21 protein-coding genes and 1 pseudogene are annotated in these 19,725 nt (G+C 60.5%); 18 read left to right on the top strand and 4 right to left on the bottom strand.

Annotated features, from left to right (window positions below):
• Positions 1-130 precede the first annotated feature (130 nt).
• The 3 genes and pseudogenes from QP965_RS08390 to QP965_RS08380 form a co-directional block, all read left to right on the top strand.
• Positions 131-607: pseudogene (locus QP965_RS08390) on the top strand (replication initiation protein); the annotation flags it as partial.
• 1,119 nt (positions 608-1,726) lie between these two features.
• Positions 1,727-2,416, top strand: a complete 690-nt coding sequence (locus QP965_RS08385; protein ID WP_284844598.1) for an alpha-ketoglutarate-dependent dioxygenase AlkB — start codon at positions 1,727-1,729, stop codon at positions 2,414-2,416.
• 38 nt (positions 2,417-2,454) lie between these two features.
• Positions 2,455-3,000 carry an NADPH-dependent FMN reductase gene (locus tag QP965_RS08380; protein ID WP_284844599.1) on the top strand — a complete coding sequence of 182 codons (546 nt, stop codon included), beginning with the start codon at positions 2,455-2,457 and terminating at the stop codon, positions 2,998-3,000.
• Positions 3,001-3,244: 244 nt separating this feature from the next.
• Here the strand turns inward: QP965_RS08380 and QP965_RS08375 are convergent, their stop codons facing one another.
• Positions 3,245-4,822: an aldehyde dehydrogenase family protein gene (locus QP965_RS08375; protein ID WP_284839405.1), complete on the bottom strand. Its 1,578-nt coding sequence runs from the start codon at positions 4,820-4,822 to the stop codon at positions 3,245-3,247.
• A 45-nt stretch (positions 4,823-4,867) separates the two neighbouring features.
• Positions 4,868-7,117: a choline BCCT transporter BetT gene (betT, locus tag QP965_RS08370; protein ID WP_284844600.1), complete on the bottom strand. Its 2,250-nt coding sequence runs from the start codon at positions 7,115-7,117 to the stop codon at positions 4,868-4,870.
• A 333-nt stretch (positions 7,118-7,450) separates the two neighbouring features.
• On the opposite strand from betT, the gene betA reads away from it, so the two are divergent.
• The 15 genes from betA (at position 7,451) to QP965_RS08295 (ending at position 18,173) form a co-directional block, all read left to right on the top strand.
• Positions 7,451-9,226, top strand: a complete 1,776-nt coding sequence (gene betA / locus QP965_RS08365; RefSeq protein ID WP_225746137.1) for a choline dehydrogenase — start codon at positions 7,451-7,453, stop codon at positions 9,224-9,226.
• 191 nt (positions 9,227-9,417) lie between these two features.
• Entirely contained in the window at positions 9,418-9,546 is a 129-nt protein-coding gene (locus tag QP965_RS08360) for a chemotaxis protein (RefSeq protein ID WP_284844601.1), read from the top strand.
• A 343-nt stretch (positions 9,547-9,889) separates the two neighbouring features.
• Complete coding sequence (locus tag QP965_RS08355; RefSeq protein ID WP_282439181.1) at positions 9,890-10,018, top strand: hypothetical protein; 129 nt, start codon at positions 9,890-9,892, stop codon at positions 10,016-10,018.
• 105 nt (positions 10,019-10,123) lie between these two features.
• Positions 10,124-10,483, top strand: a complete 360-nt coding sequence (gene cmtR, locus QP965_RS08350) for a Cd(II)/Pb(II)-sensing metalloregulatory transcriptional regulator CmtR (RefSeq protein WP_023016478.1) — start codon at positions 10,124-10,126, stop codon at positions 10,481-10,483.
• Positions 10,480-12,372, top strand: coding sequence for a heavy metal translocating P-type ATPase (locus tag QP965_RS08345; RefSeq protein ID WP_284844602.1), 1,893 nt, complete (start codon positions 10,480-10,482; stop codon positions 12,370-12,372). The genes cmtR and QP965_RS08345 overlap by 4 nt, the downstream gene beginning before the upstream one ends.
• Positions 12,373-12,868: 496 nt before the next feature.
• The gene (locus QP965_RS08340) at positions 12,869-13,072 is read left to right on the top strand and encodes a hypothetical protein (protein ID WP_250411534.1); all 204 of its coding nucleotides are present in this window, start codon (positions 12,869-12,871) and stop codon (positions 13,070-13,072) included.
• Positions 13,073-13,208: 136 nt separating this feature from the next.
• Entirely contained in the window at positions 13,209-13,883 is a 675-nt protein-coding gene (locus tag QP965_RS08335) for a LysE family translocator (RefSeq protein WP_284839415.1), read from the top strand.
• A 9-nt stretch (positions 13,884-13,892) separates the two neighbouring features.
• Positions 13,893-14,222, top strand: coding sequence for a YbjQ family protein (locus QP965_RS08330; protein ID WP_284844603.1), 330 nt, complete (start codon positions 13,893-13,895; stop codon positions 14,220-14,222).
• On the top strand, positions 14,215-15,150 hold the full coding sequence (locus QP965_RS08325) for a CE1 family esterase (RefSeq protein ID WP_284844604.1): 936 nt from the start codon (positions 14,215-14,217) through the stop codon (positions 15,148-15,150). The genes QP965_RS08330 and QP965_RS08325 overlap by 8 nt, the downstream gene beginning before the upstream one ends.
• Positions 15,151-15,185: 35 nt before the next feature.
• On the top strand, positions 15,186-15,470 hold the full coding sequence (locus tag QP965_RS08320; RefSeq protein WP_005323225.1) for an RNA-binding S4 domain-containing protein: 285 nt from the start codon (positions 15,186-15,188) through the stop codon (positions 15,468-15,470).
• Entirely contained in the window at positions 15,471-16,298 is an 828-nt protein-coding gene (locus QP965_RS08315) for a VOC family protein (RefSeq protein ID WP_284844605.1), read from the top strand.
• A gap of 5 nt (positions 16,299-16,303) precedes the next feature.
• The gene (locus tag QP965_RS08310; protein ID WP_284844606.1) at positions 16,304-16,615 is read left to right on the top strand and encodes an MGMT family protein; all 312 of its coding nucleotides are present in this window, start codon (positions 16,304-16,306) and stop codon (positions 16,613-16,615) included.
• Positions 16,612-16,971: a DMT family transporter gene (locus tag QP965_RS08305; protein WP_284844607.1), complete on the top strand. Its 360-nt coding sequence runs from the start codon at positions 16,612-16,614 to the stop codon at positions 16,969-16,971. The genes QP965_RS08310 and QP965_RS08305 overlap by 4 nt, the downstream gene beginning before the upstream one ends.
• Positions 16,968-17,285, top strand: a complete 318-nt coding sequence (locus QP965_RS08300; protein WP_005323220.1) for a DMT family transporter — start codon at positions 16,968-16,970, stop codon at positions 17,283-17,285. Before QP965_RS08305 ends, QP965_RS08300 begins: the two co-directional genes overlap by 4 nt.
• Before the next feature lie 27 nt (positions 17,286-17,312).
• Positions 17,313-18,173: a hypothetical protein gene (locus QP965_RS08295; RefSeq protein ID WP_284844608.1), complete on the top strand. Its 861-nt coding sequence runs from the start codon at positions 17,313-17,315 to the stop codon at positions 18,171-18,173.
• Between the two features lie 99 nt (positions 18,174-18,272).
• Here QP965_RS08295 and QP965_RS08290 read toward each other — a convergent pair whose 3' ends face one another.
• Together QP965_RS08290 and QP965_RS08285 are read right to left on the bottom strand one after the other, a co-directional pair.
• Positions 18,273-19,124, bottom strand: coding sequence for a PrsW family intramembrane metalloprotease (locus tag QP965_RS08290; RefSeq protein WP_284844609.1), 852 nt, complete (start codon positions 19,122-19,124; stop codon positions 18,273-18,275).
• Entirely contained in the window at positions 19,125-19,706 is a 582-nt protein-coding gene (locus tag QP965_RS08285) for a hypothetical protein (RefSeq protein ID WP_198492341.1), read from the bottom strand. It lies immediately after the preceding gene.
• Positions 19,707-19,725 lie beyond the last annotated feature (19 nt).

The following is a 19,725-nucleotide window of genomic DNA, read 5'->3' as shown; positions in this document are numbered from 1 at the left end:
TGACTCACAATGAACATCCTCTCCTACGGACACAAGATCCGTACAAATAGGGTGTCCACTAAACGAGGGTAACCTCAGTGATGCGCTACACGGTTCTATCAGCCGTGACTTTCAAAGTGCTTACCGTGTCGTGGTAGATGAAGAAACCGGTAAGAAGCGCAGCGTTCCGAGACTTTATCGCACTGATTCGGAGAAACTCGGTCGATGTGAATACGTCATGCTGACGAATAAGCAATATTCTGCGGTTATGGTTATTGATGTTGACCAGCCCGGAGAATCTGGAGGCCATCCAGTTCATCTCAATGCTTATGTTAAAAGCGTTATCTTCGCCCTTGTCCAGCGAGGCATTGGGCCAGCATGGGCCGGGATTAATCCGCTAAGTGGTAAAGCTCAGTTTATTTGGCTGATTGACCCGGTGTATACCGGCAAAAATAAGCATTCCAGCAATATGGAGCTGCTAAAAGCTACGAGCCAGGAGTTAGGCGCTCTTCTCGCACATGACCCGCACTTTGCGCACCGTTTTAGTCGTAGTCCTTTTTATACTGGTAAGTCAGTAGAGGCATATCGCTGGTATCACCAACACGATCGCGTCATTCGCCTCCAGGACTTTCTAAGGCAGGTGCGTGAGATGGCTGGACACCCTCAGTACGGTAAAAACATGCGTCAGCAATTTAGCTCTGGTCGTGAACTCATCAATGCAGTGAAGGCTCGTCGAGAAGAAGCCCAAGCCTTCAAAGCTCTTGCAGAAGATGTTGAAAACGAAATAGGCGCAGGACTTGATCAATATGACCCAGAACTGATCGACGGCGTCCGTGTCCTTTGGATTAGTCAAGGGTGCGCGGCCCGTGATGAAACGGCGTTCCGCCATGCTTTAAAGACCGGACACCGGCTCCGTGCTGCTGGACAACGCCTCACCGATGCGGCCATCATCGATGCCTATGAGCATGCGCTACAACACGCGCAGACGACACTCCTGGTGCAACCTTCTAGCCCCCGATGACTTCGAAGCACTCACATCAGCTACACTGACCCAAGCAGCATAGATAACCCCCGACGTGTCCACTTTCCGGGGGTCAGGCCCTGACCCAACGCCCTTTAGTTGACAACAAAACTGCCTAGCCCTACACCGAACGACGCTAAAGCAGCCGAGGTGTGCAATGACATCATCTGAGGATGATTGCGATAGTAGCATTCTCAATTCTTTGCTAGTCCTATAAATGTCGCCAACCGTCTTAGTTAGAGATCGGTACTCTGCCTGCCACAGGTGGTTTAGTATTCTCGCCTTTACAAGACCTAACAGGGACAGGTCCTAAACTCCCGTACACGTTGCTAAACCTTGGGGCAGTAGCCACCATGTCGTTTGTAATGCCGTGAATGTAGGAGCTCTTAATGGCCTTTCCGTCAGAGTTAAGCAGCGTGTGTCGGAAGTTGTTGGGGTTGAAGTATACGTAGACACAGACCGCAGCGAGTTCAATGATGCGTCGTAGTGTTTGCTAGAGCCTATGGTCCTTAGGTCGGAGCCATACCAATATGCCGGCCTGTTCGCTATTGGACATTACGGCCAGGGTGGGTTTCTGAGGATAACCGCACCAGCAGCATGTGGGTTATTCAAAAGGCGAATGTGGTTGGTCGTTCGTGGTGGCGAAGGAGTCAGGCGTCGCATTCTGGGCCTTGTCGAAGGAAAGTTCTTATCGCTTTATCGGGGTGCGGGGATTAGGGTGAGGTCATGCTTTTTGATTCGCTGCCGCGGCCGAGCGTGCGTGTAGCTCCGGGGGTGGGGCATGTGCCGGGATGGGTGGGCGTCGATAAGCAAAGGGCCTTGGTAGAAGAGATGCGCGGCATCGCGCGCGAGTATGCGGCGACGCCGATGGCAATGGTGCGCCCGCGGCTGAAATCGGGCGGGCAGATGAGCGTATTTCAACTGCATTTGGGCAGGTATTGGCATTATCCCAGCTATCGGTATGTGGACAATATGGACGGCACGCGGGTTCCGCCGGTGCCGGAGAGTCTGCGGCAGATTGCGCCGGGGGCACTGCGTGCCGCGGCCGAGGTAGCGCCCGAGCTTGAGCCCTGGGTGGAGACTTTTGTGCCGGAGATGGCACTCGTGAATTACTACCCGCCGGGATCGGCCATGGGCATGCACGTGGATGATTCTGAGGAATCGCCCGCCCCGGTGATTTCACTGTCCATTGGGGATGAGGCCCTCTTCCGTATGGGGCACACCGAGGCGCGCACGCAGCCGTGGGACGATATCACGCTATGTAGTGGTGATTTGGTGGTCTTTGGTGGGCCAAAGCGCTTTGCTTACCACGGGGTGGTGCGCGTCAACGATGACACGCTGCCGCAGGGGTGCGGGCTGACGGAGGGACGTATCAACATCACTATCAGACAAGTTTCGGAGCGGGCGGTAGGCTAGAGGCGTTACATAAAGCTTGAAGGAAAGAAGGTTTTCTCATGTCTCGCATTGGCATCATCATCGGCAGCACCCGCGATAAGTCCGCCGGCAAGGAAGTAGGCGAGTGGCTCTATGACCTAGCTCAGGGCCGCAAGGACGGTGTGGAGTACACCCTGCTGGATCTCAAGGAGTTTGATGTTCCACTGCTGACCACTGAAGTAATTCCTGCCACCGCCAATAAGCAGTATGCGGATAAAAAGGTGCAGGCTTGGTCTGATGCGGTTGATGCCTGCGACGGCTTCGTCTTTGTTACTCCGGAGTACAACCACTCGGTGCCGGGCCCGTTCAAGAATGCCTTCGATTGCTTGGCCGCGGAGTGGGCCGGCAAGCCGGTGGCGTTTGCAGGCTACGGCCCAGCCGGCGCCATCCGCGGCGTGGAAGCATGGCGCTCCATCGTGGTGAACTTCTCCATGCCGCAGCTGCGCAATCAGCTGGATTTTGGTTTCTTCACCGACTGGGCCGATGGCGAGTTCCGTCCCGCAGATGCCAAGGTGGAGCGCACCAACTCTTTGCTGGCTGAGCTGGAAGACGCCCTTTCCGCGTAGTCAGTCCGCGTCGGCCCCTAGGGTGTGGCGCTGCGTGCGAAACAAGCACGTTTCGTAGATTTCCTGCCGCGGAATCGCCGCTATGTGCCTGTTGTGCATCTGGGAACTACACAGCGGCCAAGTTGTGGCCCGCTTGGTAGGTGAACGACGCCGATAACGTGGCCGCACGTTGGCCTCATACAGAAAAATCAGCCCCCGCTGCTCATGATGAGCGCGGGGGCTGAATGCTAGGTGGCCGGTTTAGTTACTGCAGGCCGAACTGATCCCAAGCGGCAGGGGAGAGGTTCTGGTACACGTGCTTGTGCTCCTGGTACTCGGCCAAGCCGGTGGGGCCAAGCTCGCGGCCGTTGCCGGACTGCTTGTAGCCGCCCCACTCTGCTTGCGGCAGGTACGGGTGGAAGTCGTTGATCCAGATGGTGCCGTGGCGCAGGGCGCGGGCAACGCGCTCGGCGCGGCCGGCGTCGGAAGTGTAGACGGCGCCAGCCAGGCCGTACTCGGTGTCGTTGGCGATGGCGATGGCCTCCTCCTCGGTGGTGAAGGTCTCGATGGTCACGGTCGGGCCGAAGGCCTCGTCGTGCACGCAATCCATCTCGCGGGTAGCGCCATCAATGATGGTCGGCAGGTAGTAGACGCCGGCGCCCAGGTCGGTGGTGCCGGTGCCGTGCTGGCCGTTGGTGTCCTCGCTGGTGGCAGCGCGACCGCCGGTAAGGATCTTGGCGCCTTGCTCGCGTGCCTTGTCTACGTAAGCGGCGACCTTCTCGCGGTGCTCGGCGGAGATGAGCGGGCCGGTCTCGGCCTTCTCGTCGGTCGGGCCGCCGATCTTGATCTTATTGGCGCGCTCTACCAAGGCGTCGACGAACTTATCGTGCAGGGACTCTTCCACGACGATGCGGGAGCCTGCGGAGCAGACCTGGCCGGAGTGGAAGAAGGCGCCATTGAGGGCGTTGTCCACGGCGACGTCGAAGTCGGCATCGGCGAAGATGACGTTCGGGTTCTTGCCACCGAGCTCGAGCGCGGTGCGCTTGACGGTCTCGGCTGCATTCTTGGCGATGATCTTGCCGGTAACCAGGCCGCCGGTAAAGGAGACCATGTCCACGTCCGGGTGCTGGGACAGCGGGTTGCCGCAGTTAGCACCAGCGCCGGTGATGAGGTTGCCCACGCCGTCCGGCAGACCGCATTCCTTAAGGGCGGCCATGAGCAGCATGGCGGTGTGCGGGGTGAGCTCCGCCTGCTTGAGGACGAAGGTATTGCCGGCGGCCAGGGCCGGGCCGACCTTCCAGGAGACCTGCAGCAGCGGGTAGTTCCACGGGGTAATCAGGCCGCAGACGCCAACGGGCTCGGCGTCGATGCGCGAGCGCAGGTTGGGATCCTGCGGGTCGACTACGCGGCCGGCCTGGTGCTGGGCCAGGGTGCCGAAGAACTCGAAGGCGTTGGCGATGTCATCCATATCGCCCAGGGATTCCTCGTAGCGCTTGCCGGTATCGGCGGACTCGGCCTGAGCGAAAAGCTCCTTGTGCTCGCGGATGAAATCGGCCACGCGGATGACCAGCTTGCCGCGCTCGGCGGCTGGGGTATTGGCCCACTCGCCGTTGTCAAAGGTTTCACGGGCAACCTTGATGGCGCGCTCGGTGTCCTCGTCGGAGGCCTCGGAAACGAGGCCGACGGTGGAGCCATCGGCCGGGCAGATGATGGTACGGGTTTCGCCGCTCTGGGCGGCTTCCCACTTACCGTTGATGAACAGGGACTTCGGGGCGCCGTCGGCATGCACGCCCTTCAGCAGCTCGGTCTGGGTGGGGTCGAACAAAGTGTTCTGGGTGCTCAAGTGAAAAGCAACCTTTCTCTCATAGAGGTAGTTGTACTGGCCAGCTTAGCTATCTTCGCGCCAAGTGCGCTCGGGCTCGGCGCCATCGGAGACATCGGAGTCGCCCGGCTGGGTCTGCTGCATGTAGAGGAAGGCCAGGTGACGCTCGTAAAGGTCCAGCACGTTATTGATGATCTGGTTCTCGGAATAGCCGTAGACGTCATAGCCCAGCGAACCGGTCATATCGTAGACCTCGAGGCGGTAGTACTCATCGCCCTCGCCTGTGCTGAAGTCGGGGCGCTCGGCCGCGACTGGGAAGAGCTGGTAGCGGAACATGCGCTCATTGTGCAGCTTAACTTCGAGGTCGAGCTGGGGAAGTTCGACGTCGGGAAGCTCGCTGGTGAGCAAGAGGGCATCGTAGCCGCGAGTGCGCATGTGCGTTGCCACCTGCTCGAGGGCGTAGGTAGCGGTTTCGCGCAGGTAGGTATCCATCTCCTGCTTGGAAGGGAAGGTATTGGCGCGGTCGAGGCGGTTCTTCCACAGGTTGGAATCCGAAGGCTCGCGCTCGGTGCGGGAGGAAATCACGCCGTGCATAGCGGTGGTGCGGGCCTCGCGCTGGACGTTTTCCAGGCGCAGGGACTTCCACAGGGAGAACATGATGAGGTAGACCACGAACGCGAAGGGCAGGCCCATCACGACGGTCGCGGACTGCACGGTGGCGATGCCGTCGATCTGCAGCAGCGCCAGGGTCAGCGCGCCCACGGTGACGGACCAGAAGATGCGCAGCCAGCGCGCGCCATCCTGGCGGTTATCGGTAATGCGGGAGGTGAAGTTGGACATCACCAGCGCGCCGGAGTCGGCCGAGGTGATGTAGAGCAGCAGGCCGATGAAGGTGGTCAAAAAGATGACGATGCCGGAGCCTGGGAACTCGTGCAGCATGTCGTAGAAGCCCTGTTCCGGCACGTTGATCGCGTTTTCGGCGAACTCGGGGTAGTCACCGGAGCGGACCATGTCCAAGGCCGTGTTACCGAAGAAGGACATCCACATCAGGATGAACAGGAACGGGAAGGTCAGGGTGCCGAAGATGAACTGGCGCAGGGTGCGGCCGCGGGAGATACGGGCCAGGAAGAGGCCGACGAAGGTTGCCCAGGCAATCCACCATGCCCAGAAGAAGAGGGTCCAGGACTGCATCCAGGTATCCACGGTGGCCTGGTCTTCGGCAAAGGCGAAGGTTTCCATGGTCCAAGACGGGAACTTCGAGACGTAGTCACCGATATTGGTCACGATGGCATCGAAGAGGTAGGCGGTCTTGCCAAAGACCACGACGTAGACCATCAGCGCGATGGCCAGGTAGACGTTGAGCTCGGAGAGGAAGCGAATGCCCTTATCGACGCCAGATACGGCCGATAGCGTGGCAATGGCCACCGCAATGATGATGAGGGCGGACTGCAGGCCAAGGCCCTGCTCGATGCCGAAGATGAGGTGGAAGCCATAGGACAGCTGCACCACGCCGATGCCCAGGGAGGCGGTCACGCCGAAGACGGTGCCCAGCATGGCGGCGATGTCTACCGCCGAGCCGATAGGGCCGTGCACGCGCTTGCCAATGAGCGGGTAGAGCGCGGAGCGAATAGCCAGCGGCATATTGAGGCGGTAGGCAAAGTAACCGAAGGCCATGCCCATGAGGGCATAGAGCGCCCAGCCGGTCAGGCCATAGTGGAACATCGCGTAGACTACGGCTTCCTTGGCGGCTTCCATGGTCTCGCCGTCACCCACCGGTGGCTGCATATACATGGTGACCGGCTCGGCCACGGCGAAGAACATGAGGTCCACGCCGATGCCGGCGGCAAAGAGCATGGACGCCCAAGAGAAGGTATTGAATTTCGGCCGTGAGTGGTCTGGGCCTAAGCGGATATTGCCGGCATTGGAAAAGGCAATATAGAGCACGAAGACCACGGCGATGGTGGCGGTAAGGACATAGAACCAGCCGAGGTTGTGGCCGATCCAGCCGGTGACGCTAGCCAGGGTTTCCGCCGCGGAATCACGGCCGAGCCCGGCATAGAGCGCCATGGCAATAATGAGGACCCCGGAGATGATAAATACCGGCCAGTTTGTCTTGGGAGCGGGGACCTCGCCCGCGCCTACATCATCGCCGGTTTCGGCCTTATAGCTGCCGACGAGGGCGCGGACCTGGTAGCGCGGGCTGCGCTTTTTGGTCTCCTCGGACGGGGTTGCGAGAGAGGTGTCTTTACCCCCTTCTTGGGGGACTTTACGTGAAGTGTGGGACTCCTCAGGGTCGTGAGGATCGAAGTTTGCCATCTACTTCTCCTAATGTTGGTTGGTTTGGCCGAATCTTTCGTACGAGTGCCCCAAAAGTCTCACAAGATCGCAGGGAGAGATAGGTGAGTGAAATGAATCATATTAGGGCGAACTATGCGCAAAGACTTCGGATTTCATCTCCAGAGGCATCCATCCGGACAAGGTAAATATACATTAAGATGGGCAAACTTCTAGAGGGGTGTGTACTCTTGGAGACAGTGCCCGCACATAAGGCGATGTGAATAAATACAGACTTTTGTATAAATTACAATATTTTCACTTCCAGTCGGGCAATCTTGACGTGTGAAATATTTCACAGAAAGAAGGGGATTTATGGGTTTTATGGACAAGCTGACCAAGAAGCGCTCCGCTAAAAAGGTCACCGATGAAGTAAGCGACGTAGTCGTCGTTGGCGGTGGCTCCGCAGGCTCCGTCATCGCCGCACGCCTGACCGAAGACAAGAACACCCGCGTGTTGGTCCTCGAGGCCGGCCGCCCAGACTCCCTGTGGGATCTGTTCATCCACATGCCGTCCGGTTTCTCTTTCCCAATCGGTGCAAAGAACTATGACTGGATGTACGAGTCCGATCCGGAGCCGGAGATGAACGGCCGCCGCGTCTACCATGCCCGCGGCAAGGTTCTCGGCGGATCTTCTTCCATCAACGGCATGATCTACCAGCGCGGTAACCCGATGGACTATGAGAAGTGGGGCCAGAACCCGGGCATGGAGAACTGGGACTTCGCCCACTGCCTGCCGTACTTCAACCGCATGGAAACCGCTGCTGCGGCCGAGCCGAACGATCCGCGCCGTGGCCACGATGGCCCGCTGTACCTCTCCCGCGGTCCGGCTACCTCCGAGCTCTTCCAAGCCCTGTTTAAGTCCGTGCAGGAAGCTGGCTACAACCTGACTAATGACGTCAATGGTTACCGCCAGGAGGGCTTCGCTCCGTTCGACCGCAATATTAAGAACGGCAAGCGTTGGTCCGCTGCCCGCGCATACCTGTACCCCAACATGGATCGCGAGAACCTCGAGATCCGTACCCGCGCGTTCACCACCAAGATCCTCTTCGAAGGCCAGAAGGCCGTCGGCGTTGAGTATGAGTGGCAGGGTGGCGTCCACCGCGTGTACGCCGAGAAGATCGTCCTGTCCGCCGGCGCCATCAATACCCCGCAGCTGCTGGAGATCTCCGGCATCGGTGACCGTGAGATTCTGGAGAAGCACGGAATTGACGTCGTCAAGCACCTGCCTGGTGTGGGCGAGAACCTGCAGGACCACCTCGAGGTCTACATCCAGTATGAGACCACCAAGTCCACCGCTTCCTCCCAGCCTTACCTGGATAAGTGGCGCTGGCCGTTCATGGGTCTGCAGTGGCTGCTGACCCACAAGGGCCCGGTTGCTACCTCCCACTTCGAGGGCGGCGGCTTCGTGCGCTCCAATGAGAACGAGGATTACCCGAACCTCATGTTCCACTTCCTGCCGATGGCCGTGCGTTACGACGGCCAGAAGGCGGACGTCAAGCACGGCTTCCAGTGGCACGTGGGCCCGATGTTCTCCGATACTAAGGGCCACGTTCACATCAAGAGCGCCGATATCCACGACAAGCCGTCCATCCTCTTCAACTACCTGAAGACCGACCAGGACCGCCGCGAGTGGGTAGAGGCCGTACGCGTTGCCCGCTCCCTGCTGGATACCAAGGCCATGGAAGAGGTCGGCGCCCGCGAGTTCAGCCCGGGCCCGGATGTCCAGACCGATGAAGAGATCCTGGAGTGGGTCCGCAACGATGGCGAGACCGCGCTGCACCCATCCTGCACCGCCAAGATGGGCGCGGAGTCCGATCCTATGGCCGTGGTTAACCCGGACACCATGGGCGTGTGGGGCGTGGAAGGCCTCTACATTGCGGATGCCTCCGTCTTCCCGTCCGTGACCAACGGCAATATCTACTCCCCAACCATGATGGTGGGCGAGAAGGCTGCCGACCTCATCGCCGGCCGCACCCCGCTCGAGCCAAACCACGCCGAGTGGTACAAGGCTAAGCAGGATATGCCGCTCTACGCTGAGGGCGAAGCAGTCCGCGATCACAAGCACTCCATCCAGGGCGCTGACCACTAAGCAGCCTCCCGCTGGATGGCTGTAGCGCCGCGTTCCCTTTTCCTGGGGGCGCGGCGCTTTTGCTTGCCGACTTCCCCTTTCCCCACCGCGCACCCCTCCGCCCGGCCAGAACCATGGTTAAATCGCCTGGCAAGGAATCAACCCCAATGGAATGAAGCTGGAATGAAGCACCAGAGTAAAGGAGGACAGTGATGCTCACCATTATCGCTGTAGTCATTAGTATCGTTTTCGCCGTTACCGTCATTAAAAAGCTCGATGACATCGATACGCACCTGAAGGAGCTGCTCGCCTCGCGCGAAGATGGCGAAACAGCGCGTTAATCGTGCGGGTGGCTAAGGAGACGGTGAACAAATTTCGAATTAACCAACTGCAAAAGGCCCATACCGACCGTGAAATGGAATTTTCCTGCGATGTAGCTTGAAGGGCTATGGCTTCGTAGACCAAGTGGTTTCCAAGCAGTAGTTCCAGTACTTCGTACGCGGGGTAGCCAACACCGCCGACTTTAAGGAAGTATCATTCCCGGATACCAGCGAAAAGAGATAGTCATTTGGCTATTAGAAAGCTTCGCTACGTGTGGTTTGACCCGTACGCAATGTCCGTGAGTGTCTAGCTCTTGATGGAGAACCTGGTGTCAGTGTCGCTGGCCGCACCTACGCCGCCGTCATGTCCGCCGACACCCTGTTCATCACCATCCCCACAGGGGTGGGTGTGGACATCCACGTGAAGATTCTGGAGAATTTCGCCGCCCACGTCGCCCCTCGTTGGGTTGGCAGGCGAACCGTGAAGGACTAGTCATCGGCTATCCCATCGACTAATTCTTGCAGGTCGCAGGACTTTCGCGTGACTGTTAGTTCAGCCCATTTTAAATAGTTCATCGCACACTGTATAGTTCAGCACATGCTGACTATTGCTTCGCGCCTCGACGTCATGAACCGGCTCGGCCGGGCCATGGCTGATCCGACGCGCTCCCGAATCCTGATAACCCTACTAGACGGTCCGAGCTACCCGGCTGTGCTCTCGCAAAGCTTGGATCTGACCCGCTCGAACGTTTCGAACCACCTGTCTTGCCTGCGCGATTGTGGCATTGTCGTCGCTGAGCCGGAGGGCCGTAAGACCCGCTACGAAATCGCCGATCCGCACCTCGCGGCAGCGCTCGAAGCGCTAGTCAACGCGACACTGGCCGTCGACGAGAATGCCCCCTGCATCGACACTGAGTGCTCGGTGCCCGGCTGCGGCGAGAAAGGAGCGGACGTATGAGTTCAGCATGTGGATGCGAACACGAACCCGCCACGGAGATCGACGAGCTCGATCGGCCATGGTGGAAGGACCCTGAGCTACTGCTGCCGATCTTCTCCGGCGTAGCCCTCATAACAGGACTGGCGCTGGACTGGTCCGACTTGGAGACGCCCGCGACGGTACTGTATTGGGTTGGGCTGCTGTTGGGCGCTTACACGTTCGCGCCTGGAGCGATCCGGAACCTTGTCACGAAGCGCAAGCTCGGCATTGGCTTGCTAATGACGATCAGCGCGGTCGGTGCGGTGATCCTCGGATTCGTCGGAGAGGCCGCGGCGCTAGCGTTCCTGTACTCGATCGCCGAGGCACTGGAAGACAAGGCGATGGACCGGGCCCAAGGCGGACTGCGGGCGCTGTTGAAGCTGGTACCGCAGACCGCGACGGTGCTGCGCGACGGCACAGCGGCCGAGGTCGAAGCGAAGGACCTCGAGGTTGGCGAGCTAATGCTCGTGCGCCCCGGGGAGCGGATCGCCACGGACGGCATCATTCGATCCGGGCGCTCCAGCCTTGACACCTCAGCGATCACCGGAGAATCCATTCCGGAGGAGGTTGCGCCCGGCGACGAAGTGCCTGCGGGAGCGATCAACTCCGCCGGGGTGCTGGAGGTCGAGACGACCGCAGCTGGAACGGACAACTCGCTGACCACACTCGTGGACCTAGTCGAGCAAGCGCAGGCGGAAAAGGGCGACCGCGCCCGGATCGCCGACCGGATTGCCCAACCCCTAGTGCCCGGGGTGATGATCCTGGCGGTGCTGGTCGGCGTTATCGGCTCGCTGCTGGGCGACCCTGAGACGTGGATCACCCGTGCGCTGGTAGTCCTGGTCGCAGCGTCGCCGTGCGCGCTGGCAATCTCCGTGCCGCTGACGGTCGTGGCCGCGATCGGCGCGGCCAGCCAGTTCGGAGTGGTTATCAAGTCCGGCGCGGCGTTCGAGCGACTCGGCGGCATCCGTCACCTGGCAGTGGACAAAACCGGAACCCTTACCCGCAATCAGCCTGAGGTTACCGGAGTGGTCCCGGCAGACGGATTCGATCGGCCGCAGGTGCTTTCCTTCGCGGCAGCAGTTGAGCAGCAATCGACACACCCCCTCGCTGCGGCGATCGCGGCAGCGGGGCCCGAAGCGCCCACCGCCTCGGACATCAGCGAGGAAGCTGGGCATGGCATCGGCGGCACCGTCGAAGGCCGACGGGTGCTGGTGGGCAGCCCCCGATGGATCGACGCCGGGCCACTGAAAGCAGACGTTGAGCGCATGGAGTCCGAGGGCCAGACCTGCGTCCTGGTCACCGTCGATGACGCTCTCGCCGGGGCGATCGGGGTCCGTGACGAGTTGCGGCCCGAGGTGCCCGAAGCCGTGCAGGCCCTGCACGCCAACGACGTGGAAGTAAGCATGCTCACCGGCGACAACTCTCGCACCGCCCGGGCGCTGGCTGGAATCGCCGGAATCGACGACGTGCGCGCCGAGCTGCGCCCTGAGGACAAGGCAAGCATCGTCGCCGAATTCTCCTCCAAGACGCCGACGGCGATGATCGGCGACGGCATCAACGACGCGCCGGCACTGGCGGGTGCGACGGTGGGCATAGCGATGGGAGCGACCGGCTCTGACGCCGCGATCGAGTCCGCTGACGTCGCCTTCACCGGCCACGACCTCCGGCTAATCCCGAAGGCGCTGCAGCACGCCCGCCGAGGAAGCAGGATCATCAACCAGAACATCGTGCTGTCTCTGGCCATCATCATCGTGTTGATGCCACTGGCGATCAGCGGCGTGCTGGGCCTGGCTGCCGTCGTGTTGGTTCACGAGGTCGCCGAAGTGATCGTGATCTTGAACGGCCTGCGGGCTGCGCAAGCGAAGCGCTGAGGCTGCGACCGGCAAGTCTCATAAGGGTTAAACCACACGCCGAGCGGACACACCTTGGGCCAGGCACGTCATTCGAGTTCACGGTCCGTCTCCGTGGAATCGGGACCGTACTCGGTGACCTGTCCCTTCTCGGTGCGTGTGGGCATGGGGGCTGTGGGCGAGCCACCACCCGGCACGTGCCCCAGCCGGTCAAGGGCCCCCGAGCGCTCGGCGTCTCCAGCGCAGATCGTGGAAGGATCGAACTTGCTCAGGGACCAAGCGTCACTGCGAGACTCTTTTTGTCCCGCAACTTGAATAGTTCAGCGGCCTTGATACCGCGGACATCCATTCGGAGTGCTGCCGAGTCTCATCGACACAGCCCGCGACTACCTGGGCAGTGTGTTTGACAAAGGACCCCACCCTCATCAGCGTTGCCGAGCTCTCGCCGTTCCAGTTGTCGTAACCGACTAGATGCAGATTCTTCACCGCGATTTTCGCGCAGTTTATTCGTCCCGATATGTCGCCGACTTGGACCGTTGCGGTGGCGGTCATCCTTGTGACGATGTCGGTGACGTGGTTTTCCACCTTTGCTCTCATTGTGCGCGCGGCATCGTGCTGGATTGCGCATCATTCCGCGGCCATCGATATCGTTTCGGGTCTTATCTTTGCGGTACTGGGACTGGTTATGGCCGTGGAGGGCGCTATCGAGCTCTTCGGTTAGTGCAGGTGGCGGATTTCTATAAAAGAGTTGATATAGGAGCTACCTAAATCACAGGACTTACCTGTTTCGCTGCAGGTGAGAGACTTCTTATAGTGGCATGCGTTAATCTAATCGCATGCGAGTATGGAGGTGTTAGGTGGCTATTAGCGCCCTGGTGACCTTAATGGGTGTGTGGTTCGCGGCGATGGCCTCGCCGGGCCCAGACGTGGTGCAGATTATTCGCTTGGGCGCGCGCTCCACGCGCGCGGCGGTATGGGCGGCACTTGGTAGCACTACCGGCCTTACCATCTGGACCGTGGCTTCCTTGGCGGGGCTTTCCGCATTGATTTCCGCGCATCCTGGGATCCTTGTGGCGCTGCAAGTCCTTGGCGGCTGTTACCTATTGTGGATGGCCTATACCGCCATTACCGGTGGCATCAAGGAGCGCCGTGCGCCCGCAACCGTAGTGGGCACCGAAACCCGCGCCCCGCAGCCGCGCGGCTTTACACCGGACGGCATCATCAAGGCCGGCACCGCTTATCGCATGGGGTTCATCTGCGATCTCTCGAACCCCAAGGTGGTCATCTTCTTCGGCGCTATCTTTGCCAATTTCATCGACCCCGGCATGGGAATCGTCGCCAACCTGCTGGTGGGCGCCGTCCTGATCCTGGAAAGCCTCGTGCTCTTCGTGGGCGTGGCCTTGAGCACTCGCGCGGTCTCGAAGTGGATGGCTAAGAATTCCGCTTGGGTGGATATTGTCAGCGGCGTGGTCTTCTTGCTGCTGGGCGTGGTCATCCTATTTGAAGGAATGCGTGGGCTTATAGCCATGTAATCTGGGGCCATGATTTTTACCACTACTAATACCGTTGATGGCTACGAGATCACGGACTATATCCGCATCATCGCCGGGGAAACCGTCATCGGTATTAATATGCTGAAGGATTTCGGGGCATCCCTCCGCAATATTACCGGTGGGCGCTCCGCCGGGTATGAGAGCGAGGCCATCAAGGCGCGCGAGGCGGCACTCGATGAGCTGTGGCGCCGCGGGCAGGAACTCGGGGCCGATGGCGTGGTGGGCATCGCCTTTGATTATTCGCCCATGGGCTCCTCGAATGACATGTTGATGGTCACGGCCACCGGCACGGCGGTGAAGCTGCGCGCCCGTGATTAAGGTAGGCAAGAAAGCACTGGCCCTATGCGCTGGGTTATGCGCGGCGGCTGGGCTCATGGCAGGGTGCGGGGAAGAACCGCCGCGGCCGGGCAGCGTGCCGAATGAATCGCAAGGCGCGGCCGATGGCTATATCACCACGCTGCCGGACCAAGGCACAACGGCCAATGGTCAGTACCAGATCATTAACCTGCAAAATCATCGCAGTTTTGTGGTGCACGTGCCGTTTAATGCGGATAAGCACCACCGCCTGCCCGTGGTCGTGGCGATGCACGGCTATGAGATGGACGCTGGCAATATGTTCAAAGGCACCGATCTCTCCCAGGGCGATGCCATCACGGTGTTCGTCCAAGGCGCGGGCAAGGCGTGGGCGCCGGCACCGTATGCGGTAACCAGCTTGGACGATGACCTCAAGTACGTGGATGACACGATTGATTTCGTCCGCCGTCACTATCCCGCCTCTGATACCACCTATGGCGTGGGCTTTTCCAATGGTGGCGGATTCGTCCGCGCGGTGACCTGCAAGCGGCCGGGACTGTTTAATGCGGTGGCGACGGTCTCCGCGGCCAAGTATGACCGCGTGGAAAAAGACTGCGCCAGCGAACCCACCGATTACCTGGATATTCACGGCACCGAGGATGTGCTCATGAATTACGATGGCGGGCACCAGCACGGCGCGCACTACCGCTCGGTGAAGCAATCGCTGCGCGGGATTGCCAGGGAGAATGGCTGCAATCCGTTTCCAAAGCGGCGTCGGGAAGAAGCAGTGGAGCACTTTACCTGGCGGGTATGTGATGCGCGCACCGAGCAGTACACCATCCACGGCGGCACGCACACGTGGAATGGCGGGGCCACGGACCATTCCGGTTTGGTGAAAGCGGAGTGGACCACCGATACGGTGCTGGACTTCTTCCATATCGCCCACCCGTAGCGATAGCCGCGCGCGGGCTGGGTAAGCTGGGCGGCATGCTAGACATTCCTATCAACGGCGACTCCATCAAATTGGGCCAGTTCATCAAGCTGGCCAGCTTGGTGGCTACCGGTGGCGAAGCTAAAGAGCTCATCGCAGAAGGCGTAGTTACGGTCAATGGCGAGCCCGAGACGCGCCGGGGCGCCATGCTCCACCCAGGCGATGAGGTGTGTATCGAGGATGCCTGCGCGCGCGTGGGCGAGCCGGACGATGACGATGATTACTTCGATGAAGCCACGGCCGACGATGACTTTGATCCAGAAAAGTGGAGGAATATGTAGATGCCAGCATTCGAAGCTGAAGTGGGCATGCCCTACTGGATTGACCTGACCACCTCGGATCCGCGCAAGTCCGCGCACTTCTACGAGCAGGTGCTGGGCTGGGAAATCTCCGCCGAGTCCGGCGAAGAAAATCCCTACCAGATGGCGCGCCTGCAGGGTCTGCCCATCGCCGGGCTCATCCCGCAGCCGGAGGAGGCGCCCATGCCGGATACATGGGTGACCTACTTCCTGTCCAAGGACATCGAGGGCGATTGCCAGCGCGCGCAGAACCTCGGCGGGCGCATCCTGGTGGAGCCGCAGCAGGTGCAGCTGGGGCACATGGCCCTGCTTGTCGACGCCGCCGGGGGCATGTTCGGCCTCATCCAACCCGCCGGCCCGGAGCACTTCGTGGCCGCCGGCGAGCCCGGCACCCCGGTCTGGCACGAGCTCACCGCTACCTCGGGCTTCCAGAGCGCGATGGATTTTTATGGCGAGCTTTTCAACTGGGAAATCCGCGCCATGCAGTCCGAGGATGAGAACTTCATCTACGCCACCGCGGAAGAAGACGGTGCGCCGTTTGCTGGACTATGGAACGCCGAGGGGCAGTTCCCGCCGCAGGTCCCGAGCTTCTGGCAGACCTATTTGGGCGTGCGCGATATCGACGCCGCTGCGAAAAAGGTCGTGGAATTAGGCGGCGAGGTCATCCGCGAACCGTGGGATTCGCCCTTTGGCCGCATGTGCCTTTTGGCCGATTCCACCGGTGCAACCATAACCCTCACCGAGGTCGAAGACGCCCCCGAAGAAGAGCCCACCGAGTCGGATGACGTGCTGGGACTCGACCCGCAATAATTGCGATGAGTGAGTCGCCTCTGGTCAAGCGCGTATTAGCAGTCGTTGCCGTAATCCCACCCGGCAACGTCACCTCTTATGGCGAGGTGGCCAAGGTGGCTGGCTGCGGTGCGCGCAACGTCGGCACCGTGTTAAAGCGCCACGGTGCCGGTGCCACTACCGCTTGGTGGCGCGTTGTCCGCGCCGATGGCGCCTCCCACGATCCCGCCCGCGCCGCAGAATTCTGGGATCGCGAGGCCATCGCGCACGCTGGCGGCCGCGTTAAAATGCACGAGCACGGAATCGACGCCCGCGAATTACAGGAGTTGATGGAGTGAGGGCCTGGATCATTCTTTTTCTCGCGATTGCCACCGAGGTCGTAGGCACCGTCGCGCTGAAATACGCCGTGGACCATTTCTGGATCTACGGCGTGGCCGCTTTTTGCTTCATCCTCGCCTTCGCGCTGCTCCACCGCGTGATGCAAGAAGGCGTCAACGTGGGCGTGGCCTATGGTCTCTGGGCATCTGGTGGAGTCATTTCCACCGCGTTGCTTTCCGCTGCGCTATTTGGCGAGCCTCTCGGCGCGGTAAAGCTTGCCGGCATCGCGCTCATTATGGGCGGCGTATTCTGCGTGGAAGTGGGCGCTAAGTCGGACAAGGATCACGACCGCACCGTGGAGGTGGCGCCGCAATGATCTGGTTCCTCCTTTTCCTCGCCACCGCCATTGAGGTCACAGGCACGCTGTGCCTGCGCATGTCCGCGGTAACCGGCCGCCGCTTCTGGGTGGCGCTCGTTGCCCTGTGCTATGTCTCTGCCTACGGCTTCTTGGCGCTCGTGCTCAAGGCCGGCATGGATCTGGGTGTGGCCTACGGCATTTGGGCTGCCACCGGTGTTGCTTTGACCGCCATTGCCTCGTATCTCCTGTTCAAGGAGCCGTTCACTTGGTTAAAATCTCTGGGCGTGGTGCTCATCGTCGGGGGAGTCCTGCTCGTAGAAGCCGGGGCGTAGTGCCCTCGGGGAGGCTACGATAATTTCATGATGAAAAAGCTGGCGGTAGGTTCCTTGGTTACCGCACTCTCCCTCGTTACCATCCCCGCCGCCCAGGCTGTCACTCTCGACCCGCACGCTGTGCCTACGCACACCCAAATCACCGTCCGGCACGATTCTGGAGCCACGGTGTCCACCGCGAATTCCCATGAGTCCCGCCCCGCGCTGTCTTTGAGCAAGCTCTACTTGGGCTACTGGGTTCTAAAATACGGTGCACCGGCTGATAAAGCCCGCGTGGAGCATATGATTCGTGTGAGCGATGACAACGTAGCTACTGACTTGGACCGCCGCTACCCGCAGGCCATCCCCAGCATCATCCACGAGTTTGGCCTGCGCGAAACGCACTACACCGGCTACTGGGGGACGACGACCACCTCTACCGAGGATGTAGCGCGGTTTACCTCGCGTATCCAGCACGATCCCCTTGCCGCGCCCATCATGACCGGCATGGCTACCGCCGCTCCCGTGGCTGCCGATGGCTACCGGCAGGATTTTGGTACCTCCCGGATTCCCGGGGTTATCGGTACCAAGTTTGGCTGGTCAGACAATCGCCGCATCCATGCCTCGGTATCCACCGCCCCTGAATTTACCGTAGCCGCCAATACTTACGGTGATGCGGCTACCCATACCGCAGATGTCACCCACGCCGTACATAATGCCCCAGGCGCAATCCCCGCCGGTTCTAGCGAGGCCATTGGAGCTCGTATCGAGCACGATCTGCATCTGCAAGGCCCAGCGCGACAGGTAATCCGAGATGCCACCCGCACGGCAGCGAGCTACGAGCGTCAGGCCTGCGCGAGCGCGAACCAGGCGTTGGCGCAGGTAACGCCGCTGCGCGTGTGCAACTAGGATCTGCGGCGCCACAATGGATGCAAAATAAGCACGTTTCGTCTCTCACGGGGTGTGAAAAGGACGAAACGTGCTTGCTTTACAGAGTGGTCGGTGGCTTTAACGGATGAAGGCGAGGGCGTCGTCGGCAGTGCTGTGGCTATAGCTCTCATCGCCCTTGGCGAGCTTATTGCCGCGCAGCACCAGCCAGATGCTCAGCGGGTAGAGGATAAGCGCTACCGTGACGGCCTGGATAATGGCGGCCACCTCGGAATCGTGCAGGTAGTTCCAGCAAAAGTGGAGGAGAAAAGCGGCGGCTAGGCAGCCGAGAAAGACGCCGATGCGCCACCACAGCGGTTTGCCGGCGGCATAGAGCGCCCAGCCGATGCCCCAGCCGGCCAGCGCGGTGAGCAAGACGTGTAGGCCAGGGCCGGCGATAAGCCGCAGGCCCCACATCTCACATAAGCCTTGGATATCGCTATTGGGGTGCATGGTGGCACCCATGGCGCCGTAGAGGATGTTCTCGCAGGCCTCGAAGCCTAGGCCCACCACTGCGCCCACCATCCAGCCATGCCACGGGCGGTTGAGTTGGCGGAAGGACATGAGCACGAAGATAACGCCGGTAGCCTTAGAAATTTCCTCTGGGTAGGCGCCGCTCCAGGACATCATGGCATCGACCCAGCCGGTGCCGATGGCGAGCTGCATGACAGGACCGGAGCTGATAAGCGCTAAGGCTACGGCCACCCCGCCGCCCCAAAGGAAAGCCAGTAGGGCCCACAGGCGCGCCGGGCGTGCCCACATGGGGCTGCGTTGCAGCAGGTAGATGACCAACGCTACGAGCACGGCGGCGATAAGCAGGCTGAGCAGGCCCATCAGGGGAGAGATTAAGAATGTGCTCAGCGTCTGGACCAAGAACGCGATGAGTCCAATGCCGGAGAGGATCCACAGCGTGGTGCGAAAGAGCTTGGACATCTAGTACATCAACTCCCCGGAGAAGTCAGCGAATTCTGCATCAGCATCGGCGGGTAATTCCTCTTGGCCGAAGGCATGCCAGATGCGCGAGGTGGTGGCTCGGGCTTGATCGCCCTTTCCGGTCACGGTGACCACCCAATCTTTGTTTTCGTCTTCGCCGGTGCCGTCGAGGGAGAGGGCGGCGGTGGAGGAGGGGGCGTCGGCAAGCAGGAGTGCTCCATTCGTGCCGTCGAAGGTAGGGGCGTCGGCCGGCAGGGAAGTCATGGCGAGGGCGCGGACCATGCGGCGCAAGGTGGTGGCATCGTCCTTGGCATCCTCGGTGAGGGTGGCCTGTACGCTGACATCGCCGCAGATCCAGCCGATGCTGGCGAGGGATTCATAATCTCGCTCGCAGTAGAGATCGGGAACGTCAATCTCCCAGTCCTGGCTGGGCTCGGTCAGGGTGACCTGCTCGACGTCTGCGGAGGAATCCGCCAGCGCCGCCTGCACAATTGTGGGCAGAGCGAGAACCACCGCCACGAACGCAATAACGGCGAGGAAAAGGCGCCGCGGATGCGCTGGAGGAAAGCGATAAAATTCCATAGCCCACACCTTATCTTGC

Source organism: Corynebacterium sp. MSK074, from assembly GCF_030229735.1.
Taxonomy (GTDB): Bacteria; Actinomycetota; Actinomycetes; order Mycobacteriales; family Mycobacteriaceae; genus Corynebacterium.
This window is presented reverse-complemented; position numbering and strand designations above follow the sequence as displayed.